Below are 21,170 nucleotides of genomic sequence, written 5' to 3'. Positions count from 1 at the left end.
GCCGAATGCCCGGATCAGCCGGACCCGCCCCCGCCGGGGGCACGGACGCGGGTGGCGCGGAGGCTGGTGAGCGTGACGACGACCAGCACGCCGATGATCACGCCCAGAGAGGCGAGGGTGGGGATCTCCGGCACGCCGGACCAGATGCCGTGCGCCCAGTGCAGGCCGAGCTTGACGCCGATGAAGGCGAGGATGGCCGCCAGGCCGTAGCTGAGGTGCACGAGGCGGCGCAGCGCGGCGTGCAGCACGAAGTACAGCGCCCGCAGGCCGAGCAGGGCGAAGGCGTTGGTGGCGAAGACGAGGTACGGGTCCTCGGTGATGCCGTACACCGCGGGCACCGAGTCGACGGCGAAGACGATGTCGGTGGCGAGCAGCGCGACCACCACGAGGGCGAGGGGGGTCAGCGCCCGGCGGCCGTTGTGCCGCACGATCATCTTGGTGCCCTGGTACTCCTCGACGACCGGCATGAACCTGCGCAGCAGCTTCACCGATCGCATCTTGTTGATGTCCACCTCCTGCTCGTGGCCGGAGAGGGCGTCGCGGAGCAGCTTGGCGGCGGTGACGATCAGGATGATCGCGAAGATCAGGAAGGCGAAGTCGAGGGTCTGCAGGGCCGCCGCGCCGAGGGCGATGAAGACCGCCCGCAGCACCAGCGCGCCGGCGATGCCGAAGAGCAGCACCCGCTGGGCGAGCACGGCGGGCACCGCGAACGCGGCGAGCAGCAGCATGAAGACGAAGAGGTTGTCGACCGAGAGGGACTTCTCGACCAGGTAGCCGGTCAGGTACTCCACGCCCTGCTGCGAACCGAACCGCCACCAGACCCAGCCGCCGAAGGCCAGCGGGAGGGCGATGTAGAAGGCGGACCAGCCGAGCGCCTCCTTGATCGACACCTCGTGCGGGCGCCGGGTGACGAGGAAGTCCAGCACCAGCAGGGCGAGCACCCCGGCGATGGTGACCGCCCAGAGGATGGGGGTACCGACCGAGGACAACTCACCGGCGGAAATATACGACAAATCGGTCATGGAGTCTCCTCGAACACCCTGTCATGTTCGAGGTCTCCTTCACCCACTGTTTCGTGGGCAACCACCCGAGGCGCGCCCGGGGCACGCCGTACTGACCGGAATGATTCGTGGGAAGTACTCCCCTCGTCCGGCAAGGTTAGGCCAGCCCCCGTCGACTCGCCAAGCCCCCATCCCCGCCGTCACCAGCGGTGATCGGTCCCGGACCCGCCGCCGAGGGGCACCGGGACGCCAACCGGCCGGGACGGTCGGGACACGCCACCCCCGCGAACGGGTCCGGGCCTTACGGGACCGAAGCGCAGCGCCTATGGTGGCCCGGTGCGACCCACCCGACGAGGGCCGGATCGGGCTCAGGGGCGGCGTGGCGTGGTGGCGCCCGGGGCGAACGCCGGTTCCACCATGTCCCGGTAGTCCCGCGGCAGTTGGACCACGATGTCGTCGAACTCCCCGCCGGTGACCGCCTCCCGCAGGGTGACGAACACGGCCCGGACCGCGTCCCGGGCGGCCCGCTCGTCGAGGGCGGCCCGCCGGCCGACCCGGGCGACGAACTCGGCCGCGCCGAACCGGTCGGCGGCCTCGGTGTCCGGGCTGGGCCGCAGCACCAGTTGCAGCGGCTTCGGTAGCTGCGCCGCGAGGTCGAGCACCTCGCCCCCGGTCAGGCGCTCCGCCAGCGTCTCCAGCGTGGCCCGGGTCAGCTCGACGGCCCGCTCGGCGGGGACCCTGGCCCGTTGGGCGACCTGGTCGACGAAGGTGTTGTAGTCCATGGGCGTGCTCCTTCCGCTGCCTCGGCCGGCGTGCTTCTTTCCGCCTTCGCCTCGGGCGGGTGGCGTACCCGCGGGCGGGTTCGCCAAACGGCGCCCCCGGCCGGCGAATCCCCCCGCCGCTCGAGGGCGTGAGCGGTCGGCGGGTGGGTAACCGCGGCCGGTCGTGAACCGGATCTAAAGCGGCGAGGAGTCCACATCATGGCGACTTACGACGACGTCCTGCGGTATCTGTCCCGCCTCGACTACCCGGCCGGAAAGGCCGACGTGCTGCGCGAGGCCGAACGGGAGGACGCCCCGCCGGAGGTGCTGCGCGCGCTGCGGGCCCTACCGCCGGTGGACTACGCCAACGGCAACGAGGTGGCCCGGTCCGCGAGGATCGAGGCCGCCCCCGAGGTAGGCAGGTCGCAGCGCGCGGCGCAGGCCCGGGAGCCGCACACCCGGGTCGCGCAGCACCTGCGCGGCATCTGAAAGGGAGACAGGGGGCGCCCCGGGCCGCGAACCGCGGCCTGGGGCGCCACATAGAACCTGTCCCCGGCGGTGACCGCGACCCGAACCGGGTCGCACCGCCGGCGGCTGCCTGCCCGCCCGAACCGGGCGGGCATCCTGCCGAGATCATCATAGGCAATGCCATCGTCCTAACGGTCAGATTTGACGGAACTGTGGGCGAACGCACGCTCAGCCGGTCAGCTCGGCGTACCGCTTCTCCAGCTCCACCCGCGCCAGCGCCCCCACCAGCCACGCCAGCCGCTCCGACTCGCCGGAGCCGGCGAGGCCGGCCAGGTCCGACGGGGAGCGCCCCAGGCCGAGCCGCCGGGCCGCGGTGAGCGCCCGCCGGTCCGCCACCGGGGCGACCTCGCGCCACAGCGCCTGCGCCTCGCGGAGAAACAGGTCCACCGCCTCGGCGTCGACCCCGGGCAGCTCGGCCAGCAGCGCCCGCTCGCCGGCCGGGTCATGGTGCGCCATGGCACGCAGCCGGCGCAGGTCGCCCCGGTACCGCTGGACCACCGCCCGGGCCAGATCACCCAGGACGTCGGCGAGGGCATCGACGTCGCCGCGCTGCCCGGCCGCCCGCAGCACTCGCACCCGGTCGGCGTGCAGGGAACGGGCCAGCCGGGCCGCGCTGTCCCAGCCGGCGTCAGGCAGGGCCACGGCGCTCTCCACGGCCCGCCGGAAGTCGCCCCGGCGGGCCAGCAGGACCGACAGGACGAGCAGCTGGAACAGGCGGGACGGATTGTTGGTGACCTGGAAACCGTACTGCTCGGCGAACCCACGCCCGCTGCCGGCAAGTCGGCGTGCCAGGCGCTTCCTGTCCTCGACGCTGGAGATCGCGGTGGTCGGCATGCCCGCGACTACCCTCGTCGACGCCCGCCACGCGTGGCGGGCGTCGGCTCAGGCCCGGACGTCCCCGTGCCGGGTGCGGGCCTTGAGCCGGGTGGTCGGCAACGGGGGGGCCGGCAGCGGCGGGGCCGCGTCGTCGGCCACCGTGCCGAAGCGTGGACCGCCGGCCATCCAGTCCTCCCGGGCCGCGGCGACCTCCTCGTGCGACCGGCCGACGAAGTTCCACCACATCACCAGCGGCTCGTCGAACGGCGCCCCGCCGAGCAACAGCAGGCGGCTGCCCGGCGCCGCAGTCAGGGTCAGGCTCTCCCGCCCCGCGCCGAGGTAGAGCAGCGAACCCGGCTCCAACGACATGTCCCCGACCTCGGCGGAACCGGACATGGCGAGCAGACCGTATTCGAAGTCGCGGCGCAGCGGAAGCCGAGCCGGCCCCGCACCCCGGGCCGTGAGCTGCGCACCGACCAGCGGGGTGTGCAGCACCGCCGGGGACCGCTCCCCGCCGAACTCGCCGGCCAGCAGCGTGACATCGAGGTCACCGTCGCGCCACACCGGCAGGTCGGCGTGGTGGGCGAAGCCGGCCGCCGCTGCCCGCGCCGGGTCCGGCAGGGCCACCCACAGTTGTACGCCGTGCATCACCGGCGGGTGCGTCGCCGGTGACCGCTCCGAGTGGGCGATGCCGTGCCCGGAGGTCATCACGTTGAGCTGCCCCGGGCGGATCGGCTGGACGTTGCCGAGACTGTCGCGGTGCACGATCTCCCCGTCGAGCAGCCAGGTGACCGTCTGCAGGCCGGTGTGCGGGTGCGGCGGCACCTCCATCCCGGGGCGCTCGGCGACATCGTCCGGGCCGAAGTGGTCGACGAAGCACCAGGCCCCGACCATCCGCCGTCGGCGCTGCGGCAGCAGCCGGCGCACAGTCGTGTAGCGGCCGAGCGGCACGTCGTGCCCGGGCAGCAGCACGCTACCCGGGTCGGCGGTCGCCACGCCGGGCGCGCGTGTCCGCGCCGGCAGGGACTCGGTCCGATCCACCCGCCCGACTGTACGCCCCGGCCCGCGCGACGGTCACCAGCGCTCGGAGTCCCCCCGCCAGGCGTCACTGCGGTAGACGGTCCCGCGGTACTCGCCCGACCCGCCGAAAACCGCCCCGGGCGACCTCGACGCGTCCACGCCACCGGCGTCGACCGGGTTGACGGCCTCGACCGACTCGACCGCGTTCGCGACACCGGCCTCGGCGGCGTCGGTGGACGCCCGCCGGGTGGCGCGGGCCCGCCGTACCCGGGTGACGACGAACCAGCCGACCGCCACCGCGCACACCACGATGACCACGTTCTGGAACGTGCCGACGTAGCCCTCGACGACGTGCCAGTTCTCGCCGAGCAGGTAGCCCGCCAGGACGAAGATCGTGTTCCAGATCAGGCTGCCCAGGGTCGTGTACAGCAGGAAGGTCGGCACCGGCATCCGTTCGACGCCGGCCGGGATCGAGATGAGGCTGCGGAACACCGGGATCATCCGGCCGAAGAACACCGCCTTGACGCCGTGGCGGAGGAACCACGCCTCCGTCCGGTCGACGTCGGCGAGCTTGACCAGCGGCAGCCGCGCGACGATGGCGCGCGTCCGGTCCCGGCCCAGCATCGCGCCGATCGCGTACAGCGCCAGGGCGCCGACCACCGAACCGAGGGTGGTCCAGCCGATCGCCCCGGCCAGGCTCATCCTCCCCTGGCTGGCGACGAAGCCGGCCAGCGGCAGGATCACCTCGCTGGGGATGGGCGGGAACAGGTTCTCCAGGGCGACCGCCAGCCCGGCGCCGGGGCCGCCCAGCCGTTCCACGAGGCCCGTGACGAAGCCGATCGGCCCGTCGGAGCCGGGCTCCGGACCGGCGGCGACCGTACGTGGGAAGGGCAGGAGCGGCTGCGTGCTGATCATCCGACAACGTTAGTGACCGTTTGCGCCGATCGCCACGTCGCGCCCGCCGGCGCACGAGTCCCTGGTGGCCGGAGCGCCGGAACGGATCAGGGCTTGCGGGCCACGGCCCCGTACATGCTGACGTCGACCACGGAGGGCCGGGGCTGCGGCTCCTGCTCGGCGCACCACTCGGCGACCGAGACGATGCCCGGCTCGATGACCTCCAGGCCGTCGAAGAATCGGGTGATCTCGGCCAGGCTGCGCAAGCTCAGCACCCCGCCCGGCCCTCCGCTCCTCGTGGCCGCCTGGGCCTTCTCGACCAACTCCTGCGGCAGGTGGTCGTGGGTGGCGTGCGAGGCGGCCAGGTAGCTGCCGGACGGCAGCGCGTCCATCAGCCGGCGGACCAGGGCGTACGGATCGTCGGGGTCGGGCAGGAAGTGCAGGATCGCCACCAGCATCAGCGCCACCGGCTGCCCGAGGTCGATGGTGCGGCGCAGGTCGGGGTGGGCCAGAATCTTCTCCGGATCCCGCAGATCGGCGTCGATGTAGGCGGTGGCGCCCTCGGGGGCACTGGTCAGCAGGGCCCGGGCGTGGGCGAGCACGATGGGATCGTTGTCCACGTAGACCACGCGGGCCTGCGGGGTGATGCTCTGGGCGACCTCGTGGGTGTTGTCGGCGGTGGGGATGCCGGTGCCGACGTCGAGGAACTGCCGCATGCCGGCCTCGCGGGCGAGGTAGCCGGCCACCCGCTGGAGGAAGCGCCGGTTCTCCAGGGCGGTGACGCGGATGGTCGGGAAGGCCGCGGCCATCTCGTCCCCCGAGTCCCGGTCCGCCTGGAAGTTGTCCTTGCCGCCGAGCAGGTAGTTGTAGCGGCGGGCGGGATGCGCCACCGTGGTGTCGATCCGGTCGCTCGGATGGACGGGACCGGTCGGGGCGCCGGGGGCGTCGGTGGCCACTGTTCCTCCAGAACTCTGCGCTGACCTGCGCGACGGCGAATGTCCACTGTCGTCGATTCCGACCATGGTAGAGGCTCTTCAGGTCGGCACGACGCCCCGGGAACCGGTCACTGCGGGTAGAGCTCGTCGCGCAGTTTGGCGAGCAGCTCCGGCGTCCGCTCCGGGGGCTCGGCCTCGACACAGAGGCGCTCCATGGCCACCGCGTAGTAGTCGAGGTCCTCGCGCTTGTCGAGGTAGATGGCGCTGGTGAGCTGTTCGATGTAGACGATGTCGGGCAGGTCCTGGTCGCCGAAGCGCAGAATGGTGAAGGCGCCGCCCGCCGCGGCGTGCCCGCCCGCGTCGAAGGGGATGATCTGCAACCGCACGTGCGGTGACCGGGTCGCCTCGATCAGGGCGGTGAGCTGCTCGCGCATGACCTCCGCCCCACCGATCGGCCGGCGCACCGCAGCCTCGTCGACCACCGCCCAGAGCTGCGGCGGCCGTGGTCGACGCAGCAGCTCCTGGCGTTGCATGCGCAGGCCCACCCGCCGGTCGACCTCCTCGGCGCCGGCGCCACGGTGACCGAGCAGGACCACCGCCCGGGCGTACGCCGGGGTCTGGAGCAGGCCGGGCACGAACTGGACCTCGTAGCTGCGAATCAGCGCGGCGGCCGCCTCCAGGCCCAGATAGGACTGGAACCAGGACGGCAGCACGTCGCCGTAGCGGTGCCACCAGCCGGGGCTGTTCGCGTCCCGGGCGAGCTTGAGCAGGGATGCCCGTTCCTCGGCGTCGGTGACCCCATAGAGGCTGAGCAGGTCGGCGACGTCGCGCTCCTTGAAGCCGACCCGGCCCAGCTCCATCCGGCTGATCTTCGACTCGGAGGCCCGGATCTCCCAACCGGCGCCCTCCCGGGTGACGCCGCTGGCGTCCCGCAGGCGACGCAGCTGCGTGCCGAGGAGCATGCGCAGCACTGTCGGCCCGGTGGCCGGACCGCCCTCGGTGGGAACCATCGTCACGTCCGACCTCCGCTTGCCAGCCTTCGTCGCCCGAGCCCCACCCCGGCCGACGTGTAAGCATGCCATGGACCGACAGTGAGATGAACCCGTCCGAGGGATGTTTCGGTCCCATTGACAGGACGCTGCCGAGTGGTGACGCTGGGTCAGTTGATCAGGTGATCGAAGTCCCCGTCCCGGGCCCCGAGCACGAAGGCGGCGATCTCGGCCACCGTGTAGATCAGTGCTGGCCCCTCCGGGTGCCGGGAGTTACGCAGCGCGATCCCGGCGCCGCCGGGGAGCTCGGCCAACTCGACACAGTTGCCACTGGGATTGCTCCGTCTGCTCTTCTGCCACTTCAACGGGGGGAGCTGCGGGGCGGGAACGCCGTTACGGGGTTGCTGCATGGGGGCGTCTTTCTCTTCAAGAGCCTGCCGATGCCGCGGGGAGGAGCGGTGGTGGCGAGAGGCGGGATCGAAAACGGGTCCTGCTGCACGTGCATCTGCTATTGCATATGCACCGGACAGCGAGCATGATAACGCACGTGCGGTGTGCCCATCTGTTCACTTTGGGTTACCCAAAGTGGGGCCGTACCAGGGAAAACGAGAGCCCACAGGGGCGTCGGCCGGCCCCGGCCGCAGCCGCCGGGCGGGCGCGCCGAGGGGAGGGTTCGTGCCGGACCCGCTGACCATCGCGTCCGGCATCTCGGCCGCCGGCGCCATCGTCTCCGCATGGCAGTTGCGCCGCCGGGCGCTGCTGGCCGAGGCGGAGATCGAACACCTCCAAGCGGAGTTGGCCGCCGAACGGCACGCCGCCAGCCACGACCCGCTCACCGGCCTGCCCAACCGGCGGGCCTTCTTCCGGCTCGCCGCCAGCCTGTTGACCGACAGCGCCGGCCAGCCCCTGATCGCCGTGGTGCTCGACCTGGACGACTTCAAGCAGGTCAACGACCGCTACGGGCACGCCGCCGGGGACCAGGTCCTGATCAGCGTGGCCGAGCGGCTGGCCGCGTTCGCCGGCGACAACCTCGTGGCGCGGCTCGGTGGCGACGAGTTCGCCGGCCTGCTGACCAGCCCGACGGTCGACCGGCGGTGGATCGAGCACGCGTCCCGCCGGCTCTGCGACTCACTCGCCGCTCCCATCCCGCTCGGCGGCTTCAGCCTCCGGGTCACCGCCTCGGTCGGGCTCGCCCCGGTCAGCGGCCCCGCTCAGCTCACCGAGGCGCTCGACCGCGCCGATGCGGCCATGTACCGGGCAAAGAGCGTCGGGGCGTCCCGCCCCACCCGCCAACTCGTCGACAGCGCGCACCTAACCGAGCGCTGACCCACCCCTCTCCACGCACTTGCCGCCCCGGCGGGGTGGGGTGAGGGTGGGGGTTAGCGCCAGCCGTAGGCGGCGCGTAGGGCCTGGCCGACCCGGTCGAAGCGGGGCCGGTCCAGCACCGCGCCCTCGCGGCGGATGCTGTCCTCCCGCATGGTGAGCACCCGGTCGAGGCGAACCCAGCTCGGTCGGCTGTCACGGTCCCAGGCACCGGGGCCGAGGGAGAGCCAGTGCCGCTGACCGTCCCGTTCGTCCTGGCTGGAGAGCATCAGGCCGAACAGGGTGCGGCTGGACCGGCCCACGACCAGCACCGGACGGTCCTTGCCCTGCCGGGGGTCGTCCTCGTAGGGCACCCAGGTCCAGACGATCTCCCCCGGGTCGGCCTGCCCGTCGGGCTCCGGGGCGTAGCTGAGCTCCCGCCGCTGCAACGCCGAGACCTGCCGGCGCCGCGCGACCTGGGCCGGGATCGGGCCGGGGGTACGCGTCGGCGCGGCCCCGCCACGGGTCACCCGCCCCAGCCGGGACGCCATGCTCCTCAACAGACCTGCCACGGCGGGCAGCCTAACCCCTCCCCCGTCGCGCCGCCGACCGGTAGCCCGCGCGACGGCGCGACGGCGGGCAGAGGACGGGCGCGAAGGCACGCCGACGGCGCGCGAGACGGTGGAGGGGGAAAAGCGGTGGAGACGGACGCCCCGACCCGCAACGATGCCGACGTGACCATCCCCCTGCGTCAGATCCGTGCCCGGTACACCGCCGACACGTTGACCGTGTACCAGGCGTACCCGCCGGAGATCGCCGGGCCGGCGGTGGCGGCGGGTCGGTTCGTGCCCCCGTTCAAGCGGGACCGGATGACCTGGATCAAGCCGTCGTTCCGCTGGATGATGTACCGCTGCGGTTGGGCCCGTAAGGCGGGACAGGAGCGGGTACTCGCCGTCGAGATCAGCCGGGTCGGATTCGAGTGGGCCCTGGCGCACGCCTGCCTGAGCGGCTACGAGCCCGGCCTGCACGCAGACCGGGACGACTGGGCCCGACAGCTGCGCTCCAGCCCGGCCCGGGTGCAGTGGGACCCGGAGCGGACCGTGCGGGCGCAGCCGTTGCCCCACCGGTCGCTGCAGATGGGCCTGACCGGCGAGGCCGCCCGGCGCTACGTCGACGAGTGGCTCGTCGACATCACCGACGTCACCGCGACGGCGCACGCGATCCGGGGCCGGCTGGACGCGGACGACGACGCCGGCGCCGAGTCGCTGCTCCCCGCGGAGCGCCCCTACCCGCTGCCCGACGGGGTGGGCGACCGGGTCCGCGACCGGGAGGAGCGACGGTGCGGGGCATTCCCGACGATCTGCCGGTGATCGAGCGGCGGGCGGTGCGACTGGTGGTCCTCGACGCAGACCGGCTGCTCACCGCGTTCCTGGCCGGGGAGGAGATCGACGAACCGTTCGAGCTGTGGTCGTGAGGACCGGCCCGGGCGGGCAGAGTGGGGGGCATGACGACGAACCTTTCCGGCCCGCTGGCCCGCTACGCCGCCCGGCTGCACGCCTCGGTCGGCGACCGGCACCACGTGGCGTCCCCGCTGGGCGCCTGGCTGCTGCTGGCCCTCGGCGCGTCGGCCCCCCACCCCGACGGCGGCCCCGACCGGGGCACCGGTGATCTCGCTGACGCCCTGGGCATCGACCCGACGGTGGCGGTGCGGGCCGCCGCCGCGTTGCTCGACGCCCCGCACCCGCTGGTGCCGTCGGCCACCGCCGGGTGGCATCGACCCGACGCGGACAGCCCCGCGCTGGCCGCCTGGCGGGCGGCCCTGCCCCGCGCGACGGAGACCGGCCCGCTGCCGGTCCAGGCCGGCCTGGACGCGTGGGCCCGGGAACACAGCGCCGGGCTGATCGAGCGCTTCCCGCTGACCCTGTCGCCCCGGGTCGTGCTCGCACTGGCCTCGGCCCTGGCCACCCGGATCTCCTGGGCCGTCCCGTTCGACGTCGCCCCGGCGACGGCGCTGGGCCCGGACAGCCCCTGGACGGGGCGACTGACCCGGGTGCTGCGCACCCCGGCCTACGGACACCGGGCATGGATCGCCACGACGCCGGAGGCCGGGGACGTGGCCGTGCACGTGGCGGACGCCCGGCCTGCGACGGAGACCGCCGGCGGGCCGGACGGCGCCGGGGACGCGGGTGCGGGGCTGTCGGTGGTCTCGGTGGCCGCCGCGCCCGGAGTCGCCCCGGCGCGGGTGCTGGCCGCCGCGTACCGGATCGCCGCCGACGCGGACGCGGAGACGCCCACCGGCCGGCGCTCCCTGTTCGACCTGCCACTCGGCGCGACGCCGCTGTGGACGCTGCGCGAGGAGGCGGTCCGCACGTACGCGCGCGACCGCCGTGAGGAGCGGCATGCGGCGACGCTGCCCTGCTGGTCGGCCCGCGGGGAGCACGAACTCGCCCGGCCGGGACTCGGGTTTCCCGCCCTCGCCCGGGTCCTCGCCCCGCTGATCGGCGGCACCGAGATCGAGGCGCGGCAGGCCGTGGTCGCCCGGTACACCCGGTACGGGTTCGAGGCCGCGGCCGTGACCGGGGCGTTCGCGACGGTGAGCCTGCCGCCGGAGGGGGTGGCGCGCACCGCGGAGCTGCGCTTCGGCCACCCGTACGCGGTGGTCGCCGTCGCCACCGACCGGCGCGGCGACGACGTCGGCCCGTGGCACGGGGTGCCGGTCTTCTCCGGCTGGGTCGCCGAGCCCGACGACCTGCCCGAGGCCGAACTCGCCGACCCGCCCCAGGGCTGACCGGCGCGACCGGCAGGGCCCGCCGGCAGGTTCACCGCAGGCGCCCGGACCGTGGATCACGCCGCGTGCGCCGCCGTCACGCCGCGACCGGCACCTTCTCCTCCTGCCGCTCGGTGGCCCGGGCGGCCAGTCGCCGCTGGCGCTCCTACCACCGGCCGGCACAGCAGTCCATAGGGCCGCAATCCGGAAGAGACCTTGCCACATCCATAGACGTCTCCCTATCCTCACCTTGGAAAGCGCTTTCCAGGCACCCCCGGATCGTCCCCGACATCACGGCACCTGCGGCGACGCTGCTCCAGCGCCGCTGGAGAGCTGGTCTGCCGTCGATGCCACCTGGCCGATCTCGGATCACTGCACGGCGACGGCGAGGCCCCTCGTCGGGTTCCGCTTCCACCGACACGTACGCAGCAGCAGCGACATCCAGCATTCGAAGGCGAAGGCGAGGCGAGGCGACAATGAGACGACCAGTCGCACTGCGACTCCAGGCGGCGCTGGCCACGGCGGCCGTCGGGGTCGCGATCGGGGTGGCACTGCCGACACCCCAGGCGTCGGCGGCAGCCGGCAGCGCCACCGGGTACGCGACCCAGAACGGTGGGACCACCGGCGGTGCGGGCGGGCAGACGGTACGGGCCACCACGGGGACCGCGATCCACACTGCCCTGTGCACTCGGACCAGCAGCAGCACCCCGATCATCATCGAGGTCACGGGGACCATCAATCACGGCAACACCAGCAAGGTGTCGGGCGGAAGCTGCAACACCGCCGCAGACGTGATCGAGCTCAAGCAGATCAGCAACGTCACGATCATCGGGGTCGGCGCCGGAGCCGTCTTCGACCAGTTGGGCATCCACATCCGCGACTCCAGCAACATCATCATCCGGAACGTGACCGTCCGGAACGTCAAGAAGTCGGGCTCGCCCACATCCAACGGTGGCGACGCCATCGGCATGGAGAGCACCGTCCGCAACGTCTGGGTCGATCACGTCAACCTGGAGGCCTCCGGCGGGGAGTCGGAGGGGTTCGACGGTCTCTTCGACATGAAGGACAACGTCCAGTACGTGACCCTCTCCTACAGCACCCTTCGCAATTCCGGCCGCGGCGGCCTCATCGGCTCCAGTGAGAGCGACCGCTCGAACGGCTTCATCACGTTCCACCACAACCTGTACGAGAACATCGACTCCCGAACGCCCCTGCTGCGCGGCGGCATCGCCCACATCTACAACAACTCCTACCTGAGCCTCCACGAATCCGGCATCAACTCCCGCGCCGGGGCCAAGGCCAAGGTGGAGAACAACCACTTCAAGAACTCCAAGGACGTCCTGGGCACCTTCTACACCAGCGAGGCCGGCTACTGGCAGGTCAGCGGCAACATCTTCGACAACGTGACCTGGTCCAGCCCCGGCACCGACAACAAGCCCGCCGGCCCCAACCCGCAGTCCAACACCGCCGTCAGCATCCCGTACTCCTACAGCCTCGACGGGGCCAGCTGCGTGCCGGACATCGTCCGCCAGACCGCCGGCGCCAACACGGGCCTGAAGGAGTCGAACGGCAACTGCTCGCCGCAGACGCCGACGCCGACCCCGACCACTCCCACGCCTGGGCCGACCAGCCCCACGCCGGGGCCGACGAACCCCGGCGGGACCAACCTCAGCATCGGTGCCGGTTCCGACGGGTCGAGCAAGGCCAGCGGCACGAGCTACGGCAACGTGCGGGACGGCGACATGAGCACCTACTGGTCGCCGGCCGGTTCGACCGGCTCCATCTCGATCAAGTGGGACTCCGCCACCACAGTGTCCAGGCTCATCATCCGTGAGGCGTCGGGCGCCGTGGGCAACATCGGCTCCTGGCGGGTCACCAACGGCGGGACCGGCGCCGTCCTGGCCTCCGGCAGCGGGGCCGGCACCATCACCTTCCCCTCGACCTCGCTGAGCAAGGTCACCTTCGAGATCACCAGCTCGACCGGCACGCCGAGGGTCGCCGAGTTCGAGACGTACGCCGGCTAGCAGTGCCGTCCCGCTGCCCGGCGGGTCCGGTCTCCCCCGGACTCGCCGGGCGGCGGCGGCCGACCCGGCATCGACGCCGTGACCTCACCTCCGCCCGCCACTGATCACCCGGGGGCCACCGGATGCCGGGTATCAGGATGGCCGGGCCCGACACGCCGCCCACATCGCGCGGGTCATCTCGTACTCGACCTCGCCCAGTTCCGTGCCCGGCAGCGGGTCGTCCCAGGTCGGGAAGTACGTGCGCACGTACCGCATGCCGACGGCCTCCAGCACGCCCCGGGAGCCGGTGTTCCCGGCCATGGTCTGCGCGATCACCCGGCTCTGCCCGACGGTGTCGAAGGCGTGCCGCAGCAGGGTCCGGGACGCCTCGCTGGCCAAGCCCCTGCGCCAGTACCGACGGGCGAGGCGGTAGCCGAGCTCCGCGACGGTCGGGTCGTCGGGTTGGTCGGGGCCGTGCGCCGGCGGGAGCATCATCAGCCCGACGAACTCGCCCTCGTCCTCATGTGCGGGCGGCGTCGAGCCGCGCGCGCCGCCGCCGGACCCGAACGCCAGCCAGTAGCCCAGGCCGTCCACCTTGCCCGCCAGGGCCATCCTCCGCGCATGGGACTCGACCACCTCGTCCCTGGATCGCGCCCGGCCGTAGAGGTAGCGAAGCACCTCAGGGTCGGAGTCGAGCTGGACCTCCGCCTCGAGGTGCCGGTCCGCGAGTGGCACCAGCAGCAGACGGTCGGTGCGCAGGACTGGTTGGTTCATCCGACGAGAATCACCTAACGGTGCCGACCGGCGCGATCCAATTATCCGCAGGTCACCGCTTGCCGCCCGGGGTCGAGGCGCAGCCCCCCGGGACCGGCGTCGCCGACGGTGATGGCGCACCCGCTCGGCGAGGCGATCAGGATCGGCTGGACAGCGGGATCGTGGCGGGGTAAGACAGCACGGCGAGGATTCCGGTCGGGCATTGGAAAGCGCTCGATGTCGGCACCGTCAGTCGACACACTGGAGGACCAATGATTACAGGTCGACCGAACGCTCGGCCGTGGTTGCCGTACACCACGGCCATCGTGGCCGGAGTCGCGGTCATCGCGGCGGCCTACCTGATCGTCCGGCCGGCGGCGGACGTGGGGTGCACGCCGTTGCAGGTCAGCGCATCGGTGGAGAAGGACGTGCTGCTCGGCGAGTTGGCCGAGCGCTACAACGACAGCGATCGGCGGTTCGGTGGCCGCTGCGCCACCGTGACCGTCCATGGCCTCACCTCCGGTGCCTCGACGGAAGCGCTGGCCGGCGACTGGGCCGCCAAGCAGCCCGCCCTACCCCGGCCGCAGGTGTGGTTGCCGACGTCGACCCTGTGGACCGGGCAGTTGAAGCTGCTGGACGAGGCCGCCGGTCGCCCGGCGCAGACCTCCGGCCGATACCCGTCGATCGCGAACAGCCCGCTGGTCATCGCCATGCCGCGTCCGAAGGGAGAGCTTCTCCAACGGCAGGGGCCGCTCGGCTGGGGCGAGATCCTAGGCCTGTCCGGACGGACCGGCTGGGCCACCTACGGTCGCCCCGACTGGGGGCGGTTCACCTTCGGCAAGGTCAACCCGAACCTGTCCACCTCCGGGTTGGCGGCCATCATCGCGACGTACTACGCGGCCATCAACCGGTCCAGCGACCTCACCGAGAGCGACCTGGCGGATCCGAAGGTGACCCAGTTCGTCCGCCGCATCGAGGCGAATGTGTCCCACTACAGCGACGACGTGGTGGACCTGCTGAAGAACCTCGCCGAAGCGGACCTGTCCGGCAACGGCACGGCCGCCTCGACCGACGTGAGCGCGATCGTGACGCAGGAGGAGTTGGTCTACCAGTACAACGAGGGGGAGTTGAGCCCAACCCGGGGCGAAAAGCCCAAAGTCCCGCTGGTCGCGCTCTATCCGAAGGAGGGCACGTTCAACCTCGATCACCCGTACGTGGTCCTTCCGTCGGCGAGCCCTGAGCAGCGTGCCGCCGCTGACGACTTTCTGGCGTACCTCCAGGAGCCGGCACAACAGCGCAGCTTCAGCCGGCTCGGGTTCCGCGACCACGAGCGGAACGCCTCCGGCCCGCTGGTCGCCTCCGTCGGCGGGCGTGGGGCAGGCCCGGATCTCACCTACTTCGACCCGCCGGATCCCGCCGTGGTCAAGGCGATCCTCACCGGCTGGGGCACGCTGCGCAAGAAGGCGAACATCCTCGTCGCCGTCGACACGTCCGGTTCCATGAACGCCAAGATCGGTGACCGGAGCAGATTCCAGGTGGCGACCACGGCCGCCGCCAAGGGGTTCGGCCTGTTGAACTCCGAGGACCAGGTCGCGCTCTGGTCGTTCTCGTCCGAGACGAAACAGCGGCCGAAATCGCCCTATAGCGAGGAGGTACGACTGTCGGCGTTCGACCAGAAGGCCCTTGCCAGGAAGATCAGCATTCTTCATGTCGGAGGCAACACCGCGTTGTACGCCACCGTAAGGGCGGCACGCCGTTACATGCTCGACCACTATGACGAGTCCCGGATCAACGCGGTGGTCGTGTTGACGGACGGCAAGAACGAATACAACAAGGACACCGATCTCGCGCGGCTGCTCCAGGACGTCGCGCTGGATCCGGAACGTCCGGTCAAGATCTTCTGTATCGCGTTCGACGAGCAGTCCGACTTCGTGACGTTGGACCGGATCGCCAAGGCGTCCGCGGGCAAGGCGTTCGACGCCCGTGACCCGGCGAAGATCGACGACGCGTTCGTCAAGCTGGTCAGCAGCTTCTAGGGCCTCGCCAGGCAGCCTTGATCGGCTGATCCGAGCGGAGCTCGACCCGACCCTGACCAGGATCGACCTGGCCGGCGCGACGCCATGAGCGACGGCCGTCCCGCCGCCCGGGAAGCCGCTGACGCCCGTCCCGCCTGCGGTCGACCGACGCGGCCAGGAGGGCGTTGACGCCCTACCGGAGGGCCCCGCACTTCACCTGTCCCGGGCTCCCCTGATCGCCGGCTGCACCGGCTCGGGGAGGCGCCTGACCGGACGGCAGTGCCCGTCGAACGGTTCGCCGCTCGCCGCCGGTAGTTCGGCTCGGTCGGGACCGCCGGTGGCCCATCTGGCGGCCGTCCCGGCCGGCTGGCCGGCACTCCCGTGTCGCCGGTCCGGTTTTCGCCACCGCTTGAGTGTGCGCTGGTCACGCCCGGTGTCGACGGTACGCCCCCGGATGTCCGGTTCGGTGCGGCGGCCTGCGGATCTCGCCTGGTCGCGGGCTAGATGATCTCTTGACGGCCCCGCTCACATGAAATATAAAGTACATGCTCCGCCCTTACCTGGGAGGTCTTGTGTTCGTTCGAAAAGGGCGATTCGCCGCTGCCCTGGTCATCACAGCGCTCACGCTGTCGGCCTGCGGCAGTGACCCATCGTCGCCAACTACAGAAGGAGCGGGGAAGCAGGCGCTGACAGTCGCCACCCAACCCGACTTCTTTGGAATTCCCCTGTACTTCGCGGTACAGAAGGGCTTTCTCGCAAAGCAGGGAATCGACGCCAAGTTGCAGGAGTTCCCGACCGGGGTGGAGGGAACGGAGGCCGTGGTCACCGGCCAGGCCGACCTTACCTCCGTCGCCGGCTATCCGGTCGCGAGTCTCGCGGCGAAGGGTGCCAAGGTGAAGATCATCGGGCACAACGCGACGTCGTACGGCTGGTGGGGCATCATCGTCGACAGCAGCATCGCCACCCCCCAGGATCTGTACGGCAAGACGATCGCTCTCCAGTCCAACTCGACGGCCAGCTACTGGTTCGACCGCTTCGTGGCCTTCCACAAGTTGGATAAATCCAAGATCAAGGTCATGGATGCGAAGTACGCCCAACTCGTACCGGCCTTCGCCAAGGGCGACGCGAACGCGATCATCCATTTCGAACCGAACGTGACCAAAGCCATCAACGCACGGCCCGGCGCACGTCTCGGCTGGGCCGGGGGCGATGACGACCTGCTGCCCTTCATCGGTTACGTAGTGGCCGGACCGAAGATCTTCGAAAATCAGGAGGTCGGTGTCAAGGTCCTGCGCGCGCTGCGGGAGACGTCCTCCTACATGAAGAGCAACCAGGGCGAGGTCATCGCTTTCATCAAGTCCAAGACCGGCATCACCGATGACGCCGAGGCCAAGAAGATCCTGTCGAAGATCGATTTCAGCCTGGCCTTCGACCCGGCGAGTGTCGACCAGATCCAGCAGGTCGCTGACTACCAGCTGGAGATGGGCAACATCAAGAACAAGGTCGACGCGAAGAGCTACGTCATTACCGATTGGGTCAGCGCCCTTTGACGATCGCCATTCGGATCCTCGATTCCGAGCCGGCGATCACCGGTGGTGTCCCGAACACCCGATCGACCAATTCCTTCGAGTTGATCCGGACGGTGCGGGAAGGCCGGTCGAACACACCGGACAGTAGCCGCCGGACTTCGAGCCCCGGGTCCGCCGGCATCGGCCCACCACCGGCGGACGCCGGCGGCCGGCCTGTTCCACCGGACCGAGAAGTCATCAGTGCCCCCACCCATGTCGATCGAGTGCCGCACGCACTCGTCGGCCGGCCTTCGGACTCAGTGAGATAGATGGAAATCGCCGTTTCGCACCTCCCGACCGATCCCGCCCGTTCGCTGGAGATCGCCCAGGTCGCCGAGGAGGTCGGCATCGGGACGTTCGGTGTCGCCGACTCGTCCCACCTCTACGGGGCGATGTATCCCGTGGTGCAGCACATCCTCGCGCACACCCGCACCATCCGGGTCGGGCCGTGCGTGACGAATCCGGTCACCCGCCACCCGTCGGTGCACGCCGCCGATGTGACCGCGCTCAACGGGCTCTTCCCCGGCCGGGTGTTCGTCGCGATGGGCACCGGTGACTCGGCCGTGCACAGTGTGGGGTTGCGCCCGGCAGACCCGGGACAGGTGGGCGAGGCGCTCGACACCATCCGGGCGGCGGCCGGCTCGGGTCCTCAACTCTTTCTGGCCGCCAGCGGACCACGGGCGGCGGCGGCAACCCCGGGCAGCGCCGACGGTGTCCTGCTCGGCGGCGGATTCGAACCCGGCTGGCTGGGCAGGCTCGCCGCGACCGCAGCTGAGGCGGCGGGGCGGCCCCCGCGCCGATGGATGATCGCGGTGGCCCACCTGGTCGAGCGGGACAGCGAGGTCGCCGCCGCCCGGCAGGCCGTCCGCGCTTCGGTCATCGCGGTGGCCCGGCACGGGCTGGGGGTCAACCTCGCCGGGCGTGGAGTCCCGGCGGATCTGATACCCGGCCTGCGGGAGTTGTTCTCGAGATACGTGTTCGCCGAGCATGCGCGTCCGGACGGCGTCAACGCCCGGACACTCGCGGACCACCCCCGGGAAGAGGCGTACCTGTTGGACCGGTTCGCGCTGGTGGGGACCCCTGGTGAGGTCGCCGAGCGGCTGCGGGTCGTAGCGGAGAAGGCCGGTATCGAGGGGATCGTCCTCACCACGACGGTTCCCGATCCGATGACGCACGTCGCATTGATCGGACGGCTCGTTCAGGGAGGCAGGGCATGACGACAACGGACGCTACGATGCGACACCCGGCGGTGAACGGGGACGGCTACGTAACGATCGAGGACATCTCGTTCGCATACGCGCCCGGTGCGCCGCGGATCCTTGCGGACGTCTCCCTGTCGCTGTCCCGAGGCGAGTTCTTCGTGCTGCTGGGCCCCAGCGGTTGCGGAAAGACCACCGTCCTCAATCAGGTGGCGGGATTCGAGTTCCCGACCGAGGGGCGGATGACCGTTGCCGGCCGGCCCGTCACCGGCCCCGGGCCGGACCGGGCGGTGATCTTCCAGGGGGACGACTCACTGCTCGGTTGGCTCAACGTCTACGGCAACGTCGAGTTCGGCCTGCGCGTGCTCGGGGTCAAGAACCCCGAACGCCAGCAGCGGGTGCAGGCCGCGCTGGAGATGGTCGAACTCGGTGGTCAGGCGAAGAAGTACCCGCACGAGCTCTCCGGCGGGATGAAGCAGCGGGTGCAGATCGCCCGGGCCCTGGTCACCGACGCGCCGATCCTGTTGATGGACGAGCCGTTCGGTGCCCTGGATGCCCAGACCCGGACCACGTTGCAGGACGAACTCGCCCGGATCTGGGCCGCCACCGACCGCACCGTCCTGTTCATCACCCACGACATCTCCGAGGCGATGATCCTCGGCGACCGGATCGGGATCATGACGTCCGGGCCGGAGGCGCGGCTGCACGACGTCATCGAGAATCCGCTACCGCGTCCGCGTGAGCGGGGCGGGTCGGAGTTCGGCGTGCTCTACCAGGACCTGGAGCGGACCGTGACCGCGGCGAAGGCCCGCCGTCCCGGTCTGGACGGCGAGGTGGGTACGCGATGACCCCCGCCCCCACCACCGACTTCGGTGGGCAACCCGGTGCCGCCCCCACCGGGGTCGCCGATCCCACGACAACGACCGGCCGCCCGGCCGGCCCCCGGCCCCGACGGCACGGACCACGGTCGGCCGCCTCCTGGTCACGGCGCCGGATCGGGCTGAACCTGCTGGCGGTCGTGGTGGCGATCGTGGTGTGGCACGTCGCCGCGCTGGCGAAGAACAACGCGCTGGTCTTCCCGACCCCGGTCGAAAGCGCCCGTGCGCTGGTGGAACTGGTCCAGGACGCGGACTCGCGCAGCGAGGTGCTGATCACCCTGTGGCGGGTGGTGGTCGGGTTCGCACTGGGCAGCACGCTGGGCATCGCCATTGCGAGCCTGCTCGGCTCATCGCGGGTGGCGGCCGACGCGCTGGAACCCGTCGTGCACTTCCTGCGCTCCATCACGCCGGTGGCCTGGATCGTGCCTGCCACCATCTGGTTCGGGGTGGGGGACGCGTCGATGCGGTTCATCGTCATCTACGCCACCGTCTTCCCGGTCATCCTCAACACCCTGACCGGGATGACCCAGGCCGCCCGGAACAAGACCCGGATGGCTCGGGTCTTCGGCGCCGGGCGGTTGCGGACCTACCGTTCGGTGGTCATCCCGAGTGCGGTGCCCTATGTGCTGACCGGGATGCGGCTCGCCCTCGGTTACTCCTTCATGAGCGTGATCGGCGCCGAGATGGTGGCGGGCAGCGACGGCATCGGCTACCTCATCTACGACGCCCGACTCTTCTTCGACACCCCGACGATGTTCGCCGGAATCCTCCTGATCGGTGCCGCCGGCCTGGCCTTCGACCGGGTGTTCGTCCTGGCCACTGCCCGGATTTTCCGCCGATTCTACTGTGGGCAGGTGGCGCGATGAGCGTGTCGACCCGGACGGTCCGACCCACCCTCGTCCGTCGGCCGGGCGGTGCCCCGCGGTGGCGGCGGGCCCTCAGCATCGTCGGCGGCTTCGTCGCCGTGGTGGGGCTGTGGTGGCTGGCCGCCAGCTTCTACGGGATGCCGATGCTCTTCCCCGGCCCTCCCGACGTGGTCACCCAGTTCCGACTGGTGCTTGCCGACGGCAGTCTCGCGCAGGCGGTGTCAGCGAGCCTGGGACGGGTCGCCGCAGGCCTCGTACTGGGCAGCCTGCTCGGTACGCTGCTCGGCCTGCTGAGCGGTTCGAGTCGGGTGCTGGAGGCGTTGCTCGAGCCGTTCATCAGCTTCTTCCGGTTCATTCCGCCGCTGGCCTGGTTCGCTCCCATCCTGCTCTGGCTCGGTGCCGGTGAGCCGGCGAAACTGACCCTGATCCTCTACACGACGGTCTTCGTCGTCGCGGTGAACACGGCGGCGGGGGTACGGGCGGTGCCGGAGAACAAGCTGCGCATGGCGGCGACCTTCGGTGCCCGGCCGTGGCAGACCTTCCTGCTGGTGCGGTTTCCCGCCAGCGCGGCGTACATTCTCGCCGGAATCCGGATCGCGCTGGGCAACGCGTTCATGACGGTGGTGACCGCGGAGATGCTCGGCGCGCCGTTCGGACTCGGCGTGATCGTCACCAACGGCATGGCGACGACCAACATCCGGGGTGTCTTCGCCGCCCTGATCACCCTCGGCGCGCTCGGCCTGATCGCCGATCGCCTCTTCGTCGCCCTGCTCCGCCGGTTCGGTACCCGGTTCGGGGCCAGCCCCGACGTGGCGCGGTAGCCGTCGGCACCTTTCGTCTTTCCCATCCGTTCGACCCGTGATCAAGGAGCACCA

General features: G+C 71.1%; 23 protein-coding genes. 12 read left to right on the top strand and 11 right to left on the bottom strand.

The features are described 5' to 3' along the window. Window positions 1-14: 14 nt before the first annotated feature. Both SNR22_RS09905 and SNR22_RS09900 read right to left on the bottom strand, forming a co-directional pair. Window positions 15-1,022: a TerC/Alx family metal homeostasis membrane protein gene (locus SNR22_RS09905; protein ID WP_320066212.1), complete on the bottom strand. Its 1,008-nt coding sequence runs from the start codon at window positions 1,020-1,022 to the stop codon at window positions 15-17. A 347-nt stretch (window positions 1,023-1,369) separates the two neighbouring features. After that, window positions 1,370-1,783, bottom strand: a complete 414-nt coding sequence (locus SNR22_RS09900; protein ID WP_320066211.1) for a DUF2267 domain-containing protein — start codon at window positions 1,781-1,783, stop codon at window positions 1,370-1,372. A 198-nt stretch (window positions 1,784-1,981) separates the two neighbouring features. Here SNR22_RS09900 and SNR22_RS09895 point away from each other — a divergent pair, with 198 nt between their 5' ends. Continuing rightward, on the top strand, window positions 1,982-2,251 hold the full coding sequence (locus tag SNR22_RS09895; protein WP_320066210.1) for a DUF2795 domain-containing protein: 270 nt from the start codon (window positions 1,982-1,984) through the stop codon (window positions 2,249-2,251). Window positions 2,252-2,458: 207 nt separating this feature from the next. Here SNR22_RS09895 and SNR22_RS09890 read toward each other — a convergent pair whose 3' ends face one another. The 6 genes from SNR22_RS09890 to SNR22_RS09865 all read right to left on the bottom strand — a co-directional run bounded on the left by SNR22_RS09890 (window position 2,459) and on the right by SNR22_RS09865 (window position 7,354). Beyond that, window positions 2,459-3,124 (bottom strand): hypothetical protein, encoded by a 666-nt coding sequence (locus SNR22_RS09890; protein WP_320066209.1) that lies wholly within the window; start codon window positions 3,122-3,124, stop codon window positions 2,459-2,461. 48 nt (window positions 3,125-3,172) lie between these two features. Next, window positions 3,173-4,147, bottom strand: coding sequence for a pirin family protein (locus SNR22_RS09885; protein ID WP_320066208.1), 975 nt, complete (start codon window positions 4,145-4,147; stop codon window positions 3,173-3,175). Between the two features lie 33 nt (window positions 4,148-4,180). Further along, the gene (locus SNR22_RS09880) at window positions 4,181-5,041 is read right to left on the bottom strand and encodes a DedA family protein (protein WP_320066207.1); all 861 of its coding nucleotides are present in this window, start codon (window positions 5,039-5,041) and stop codon (window positions 4,181-4,183) included. Window positions 5,042-5,127: 86 nt separating this feature from the next. Then, complete coding sequence (locus SNR22_RS09875; protein ID WP_320066206.1) at window positions 5,128-5,976, bottom strand: SAM-dependent methyltransferase; 849 nt, start codon at window positions 5,974-5,976, stop codon at window positions 5,128-5,130. A gap of 107 nt (window positions 5,977-6,083) precedes the next feature. Further along, window positions 6,084-6,917 (bottom strand): helix-turn-helix domain-containing protein, encoded by an 834-nt coding sequence (locus tag SNR22_RS09870; RefSeq protein WP_413775617.1) that lies wholly within the window; start codon window positions 6,915-6,917, stop codon window positions 6,084-6,086. Window positions 6,918-7,114: 197 nt separating this feature from the next. After that, on the bottom strand, window positions 7,115-7,354 hold the full coding sequence (locus tag SNR22_RS09865) for a DUF397 domain-containing protein (protein ID WP_320066204.1): 240 nt from the start codon (window positions 7,352-7,354) through the stop codon (window positions 7,115-7,117). A 265-nt stretch (window positions 7,355-7,619) separates the two neighbouring features. Between SNR22_RS09865 and SNR22_RS09860 the strand changes: the two genes are divergently transcribed. Further along, window positions 7,620-8,270: a GGDEF domain-containing protein gene (locus SNR22_RS09860; RefSeq protein ID WP_320066203.1), complete on the top strand. Its 651-nt coding sequence runs from the start codon at window positions 7,620-7,622 to the stop codon at window positions 8,268-8,270. 53 nt (window positions 8,271-8,323) lie between these two features. Here the strand turns inward: SNR22_RS09860 and SNR22_RS09855 are convergent, their stop codons facing one another. Next, window positions 8,324-8,818, bottom strand: a complete 495-nt coding sequence (locus SNR22_RS09855) for a type II toxin-antitoxin system PemK/MazF family toxin (RefSeq protein ID WP_320066202.1) — start codon at window positions 8,816-8,818, stop codon at window positions 8,324-8,326. Window positions 8,819-8,980: 162 nt separating this feature from the next. On the opposite strand from SNR22_RS09855, the gene SNR22_RS09850 reads away from it, so the two are divergent. The 4 genes from SNR22_RS09850 (at window position 8,981) to SNR22_RS09835 (ending at window position 13,037) form a co-directional block, all read left to right on the top strand. Beyond that, entirely contained in the window at window positions 8,981-9,616 is a 636-nt protein-coding gene (locus SNR22_RS09850) for a DUF4291 domain-containing protein (RefSeq protein WP_320066306.1), read from the top strand. Further along, window positions 9,586-9,720, top strand: coding sequence for a hypothetical protein (locus SNR22_RS09845; protein WP_320066201.1), 135 nt, complete (start codon window positions 9,586-9,588; stop codon window positions 9,718-9,720). The genes SNR22_RS09850 and SNR22_RS09845 overlap by 31 nt, the downstream gene beginning before the upstream one ends. A gap of 30 nt (window positions 9,721-9,750) precedes the next feature. Next, complete coding sequence (locus SNR22_RS09840; protein ID WP_320066200.1) at window positions 9,751-11,034, top strand: hypothetical protein; 1,284 nt, start codon at window positions 9,751-9,753, stop codon at window positions 11,032-11,034. 455 nt (window positions 11,035-11,489) lie between these two features. Next, the gene (locus tag SNR22_RS09835; protein WP_320066199.1) at window positions 11,490-13,037 is read left to right on the top strand and encodes a polysaccharide lyase family 1 protein; all 1,548 of its coding nucleotides are present in this window, start codon (window positions 11,490-11,492) and stop codon (window positions 13,035-13,037) included. Between the two features lie 132 nt (window positions 13,038-13,169). On the opposite strand, the gene SNR22_RS09830 is transcribed toward SNR22_RS09835, so the two are convergent. Further along, on the bottom strand, window positions 13,170-13,790 hold the full coding sequence (locus SNR22_RS09830) for a GNAT family N-acetyltransferase (RefSeq protein ID WP_320066198.1): 621 nt from the start codon (window positions 13,788-13,790) through the stop codon (window positions 13,170-13,172). A 251-nt stretch (window positions 13,791-14,041) separates the two neighbouring features. On the opposite strand from SNR22_RS09830, the gene SNR22_RS09825 reads away from it, so the two are divergent. After that, window positions 14,042-15,805: a vWA domain-containing protein gene (locus SNR22_RS09825; protein WP_320066197.1), complete on the top strand. Its 1,764-nt coding sequence runs from the start codon at window positions 14,042-14,044 to the stop codon at window positions 15,803-15,805. A 551-nt stretch (window positions 15,806-16,356) separates the two neighbouring features. Beyond that, window positions 16,357-17,334 (top strand): ABC transporter substrate-binding protein, encoded by a 978-nt coding sequence (locus tag SNR22_RS09820; protein WP_320066196.1) that lies wholly within the window; start codon window positions 16,357-16,359, stop codon window positions 17,332-17,334. Here the strand turns inward: SNR22_RS09820 and SNR22_RS09815 are convergent. Continuing rightward, a complete protein-coding gene (locus SNR22_RS09815) occupies window positions 17,321-17,494 on the bottom strand; it encodes a hypothetical protein (protein WP_320066195.1) in 174 nt (57 codons plus the stop codon). The genes SNR22_RS09820 and SNR22_RS09815 overlap by 14 nt on opposite strands. A gap of 127 nt (window positions 17,495-17,621) precedes the next feature. On the opposite strand from SNR22_RS09815, the gene SNR22_RS09810 reads away from it, so the two are divergent. The 4 genes from SNR22_RS09810 to SNR22_RS09795 are packed head-to-tail and all read left to right on the top strand — an operon-like array spanning window position 17,622 to window position 21,116. After that, complete coding sequence (locus tag SNR22_RS09810; protein ID WP_320066194.1) at window positions 17,622-18,569, top strand: LLM class flavin-dependent oxidoreductase; 948 nt, start codon at window positions 17,622-17,624, stop codon at window positions 18,567-18,569. Beyond that, window positions 18,566-19,399: an ABC transporter ATP-binding protein gene (locus SNR22_RS09805; protein ID WP_320066193.1), complete on the top strand. Its 834-nt coding sequence runs from the start codon at window positions 18,566-18,568 to the stop codon at window positions 19,397-19,399. The genes SNR22_RS09810 and SNR22_RS09805 overlap by 4 nt, the downstream gene beginning before the upstream one ends. Further along, the gene (locus SNR22_RS09800) at window positions 19,396-20,295 is read left to right on the top strand and encodes an ABC transporter permease (protein ID WP_320066192.1); all 900 of its coding nucleotides are present in this window, start codon (window positions 19,396-19,398) and stop codon (window positions 20,293-20,295) included. Before SNR22_RS09805 ends, SNR22_RS09800 begins: the two co-directional genes overlap by 4 nt. Further along, window positions 20,292-21,116, top strand: coding sequence for an ABC transporter permease (locus tag SNR22_RS09795; protein ID WP_320066191.1), 825 nt, complete (start codon window positions 20,292-20,294; stop codon window positions 21,114-21,116). Before SNR22_RS09800 ends, SNR22_RS09795 begins: the two co-directional genes overlap by 4 nt. Window positions 21,117-21,170: the final 54 nt, after the last annotated feature.

It is taken from the genome of Micromonospora sp. RTGN7, from assembly GCF_033804645.1.
GTDB lineage: Bacteria > Actinomycetota > Actinomycetes > Mycobacteriales > Micromonosporaceae > Micromonospora.
Note: the sequence above shows the minus strand (reverse complement) of the source record. Positions and strands in the feature narration are given on the sequence as shown.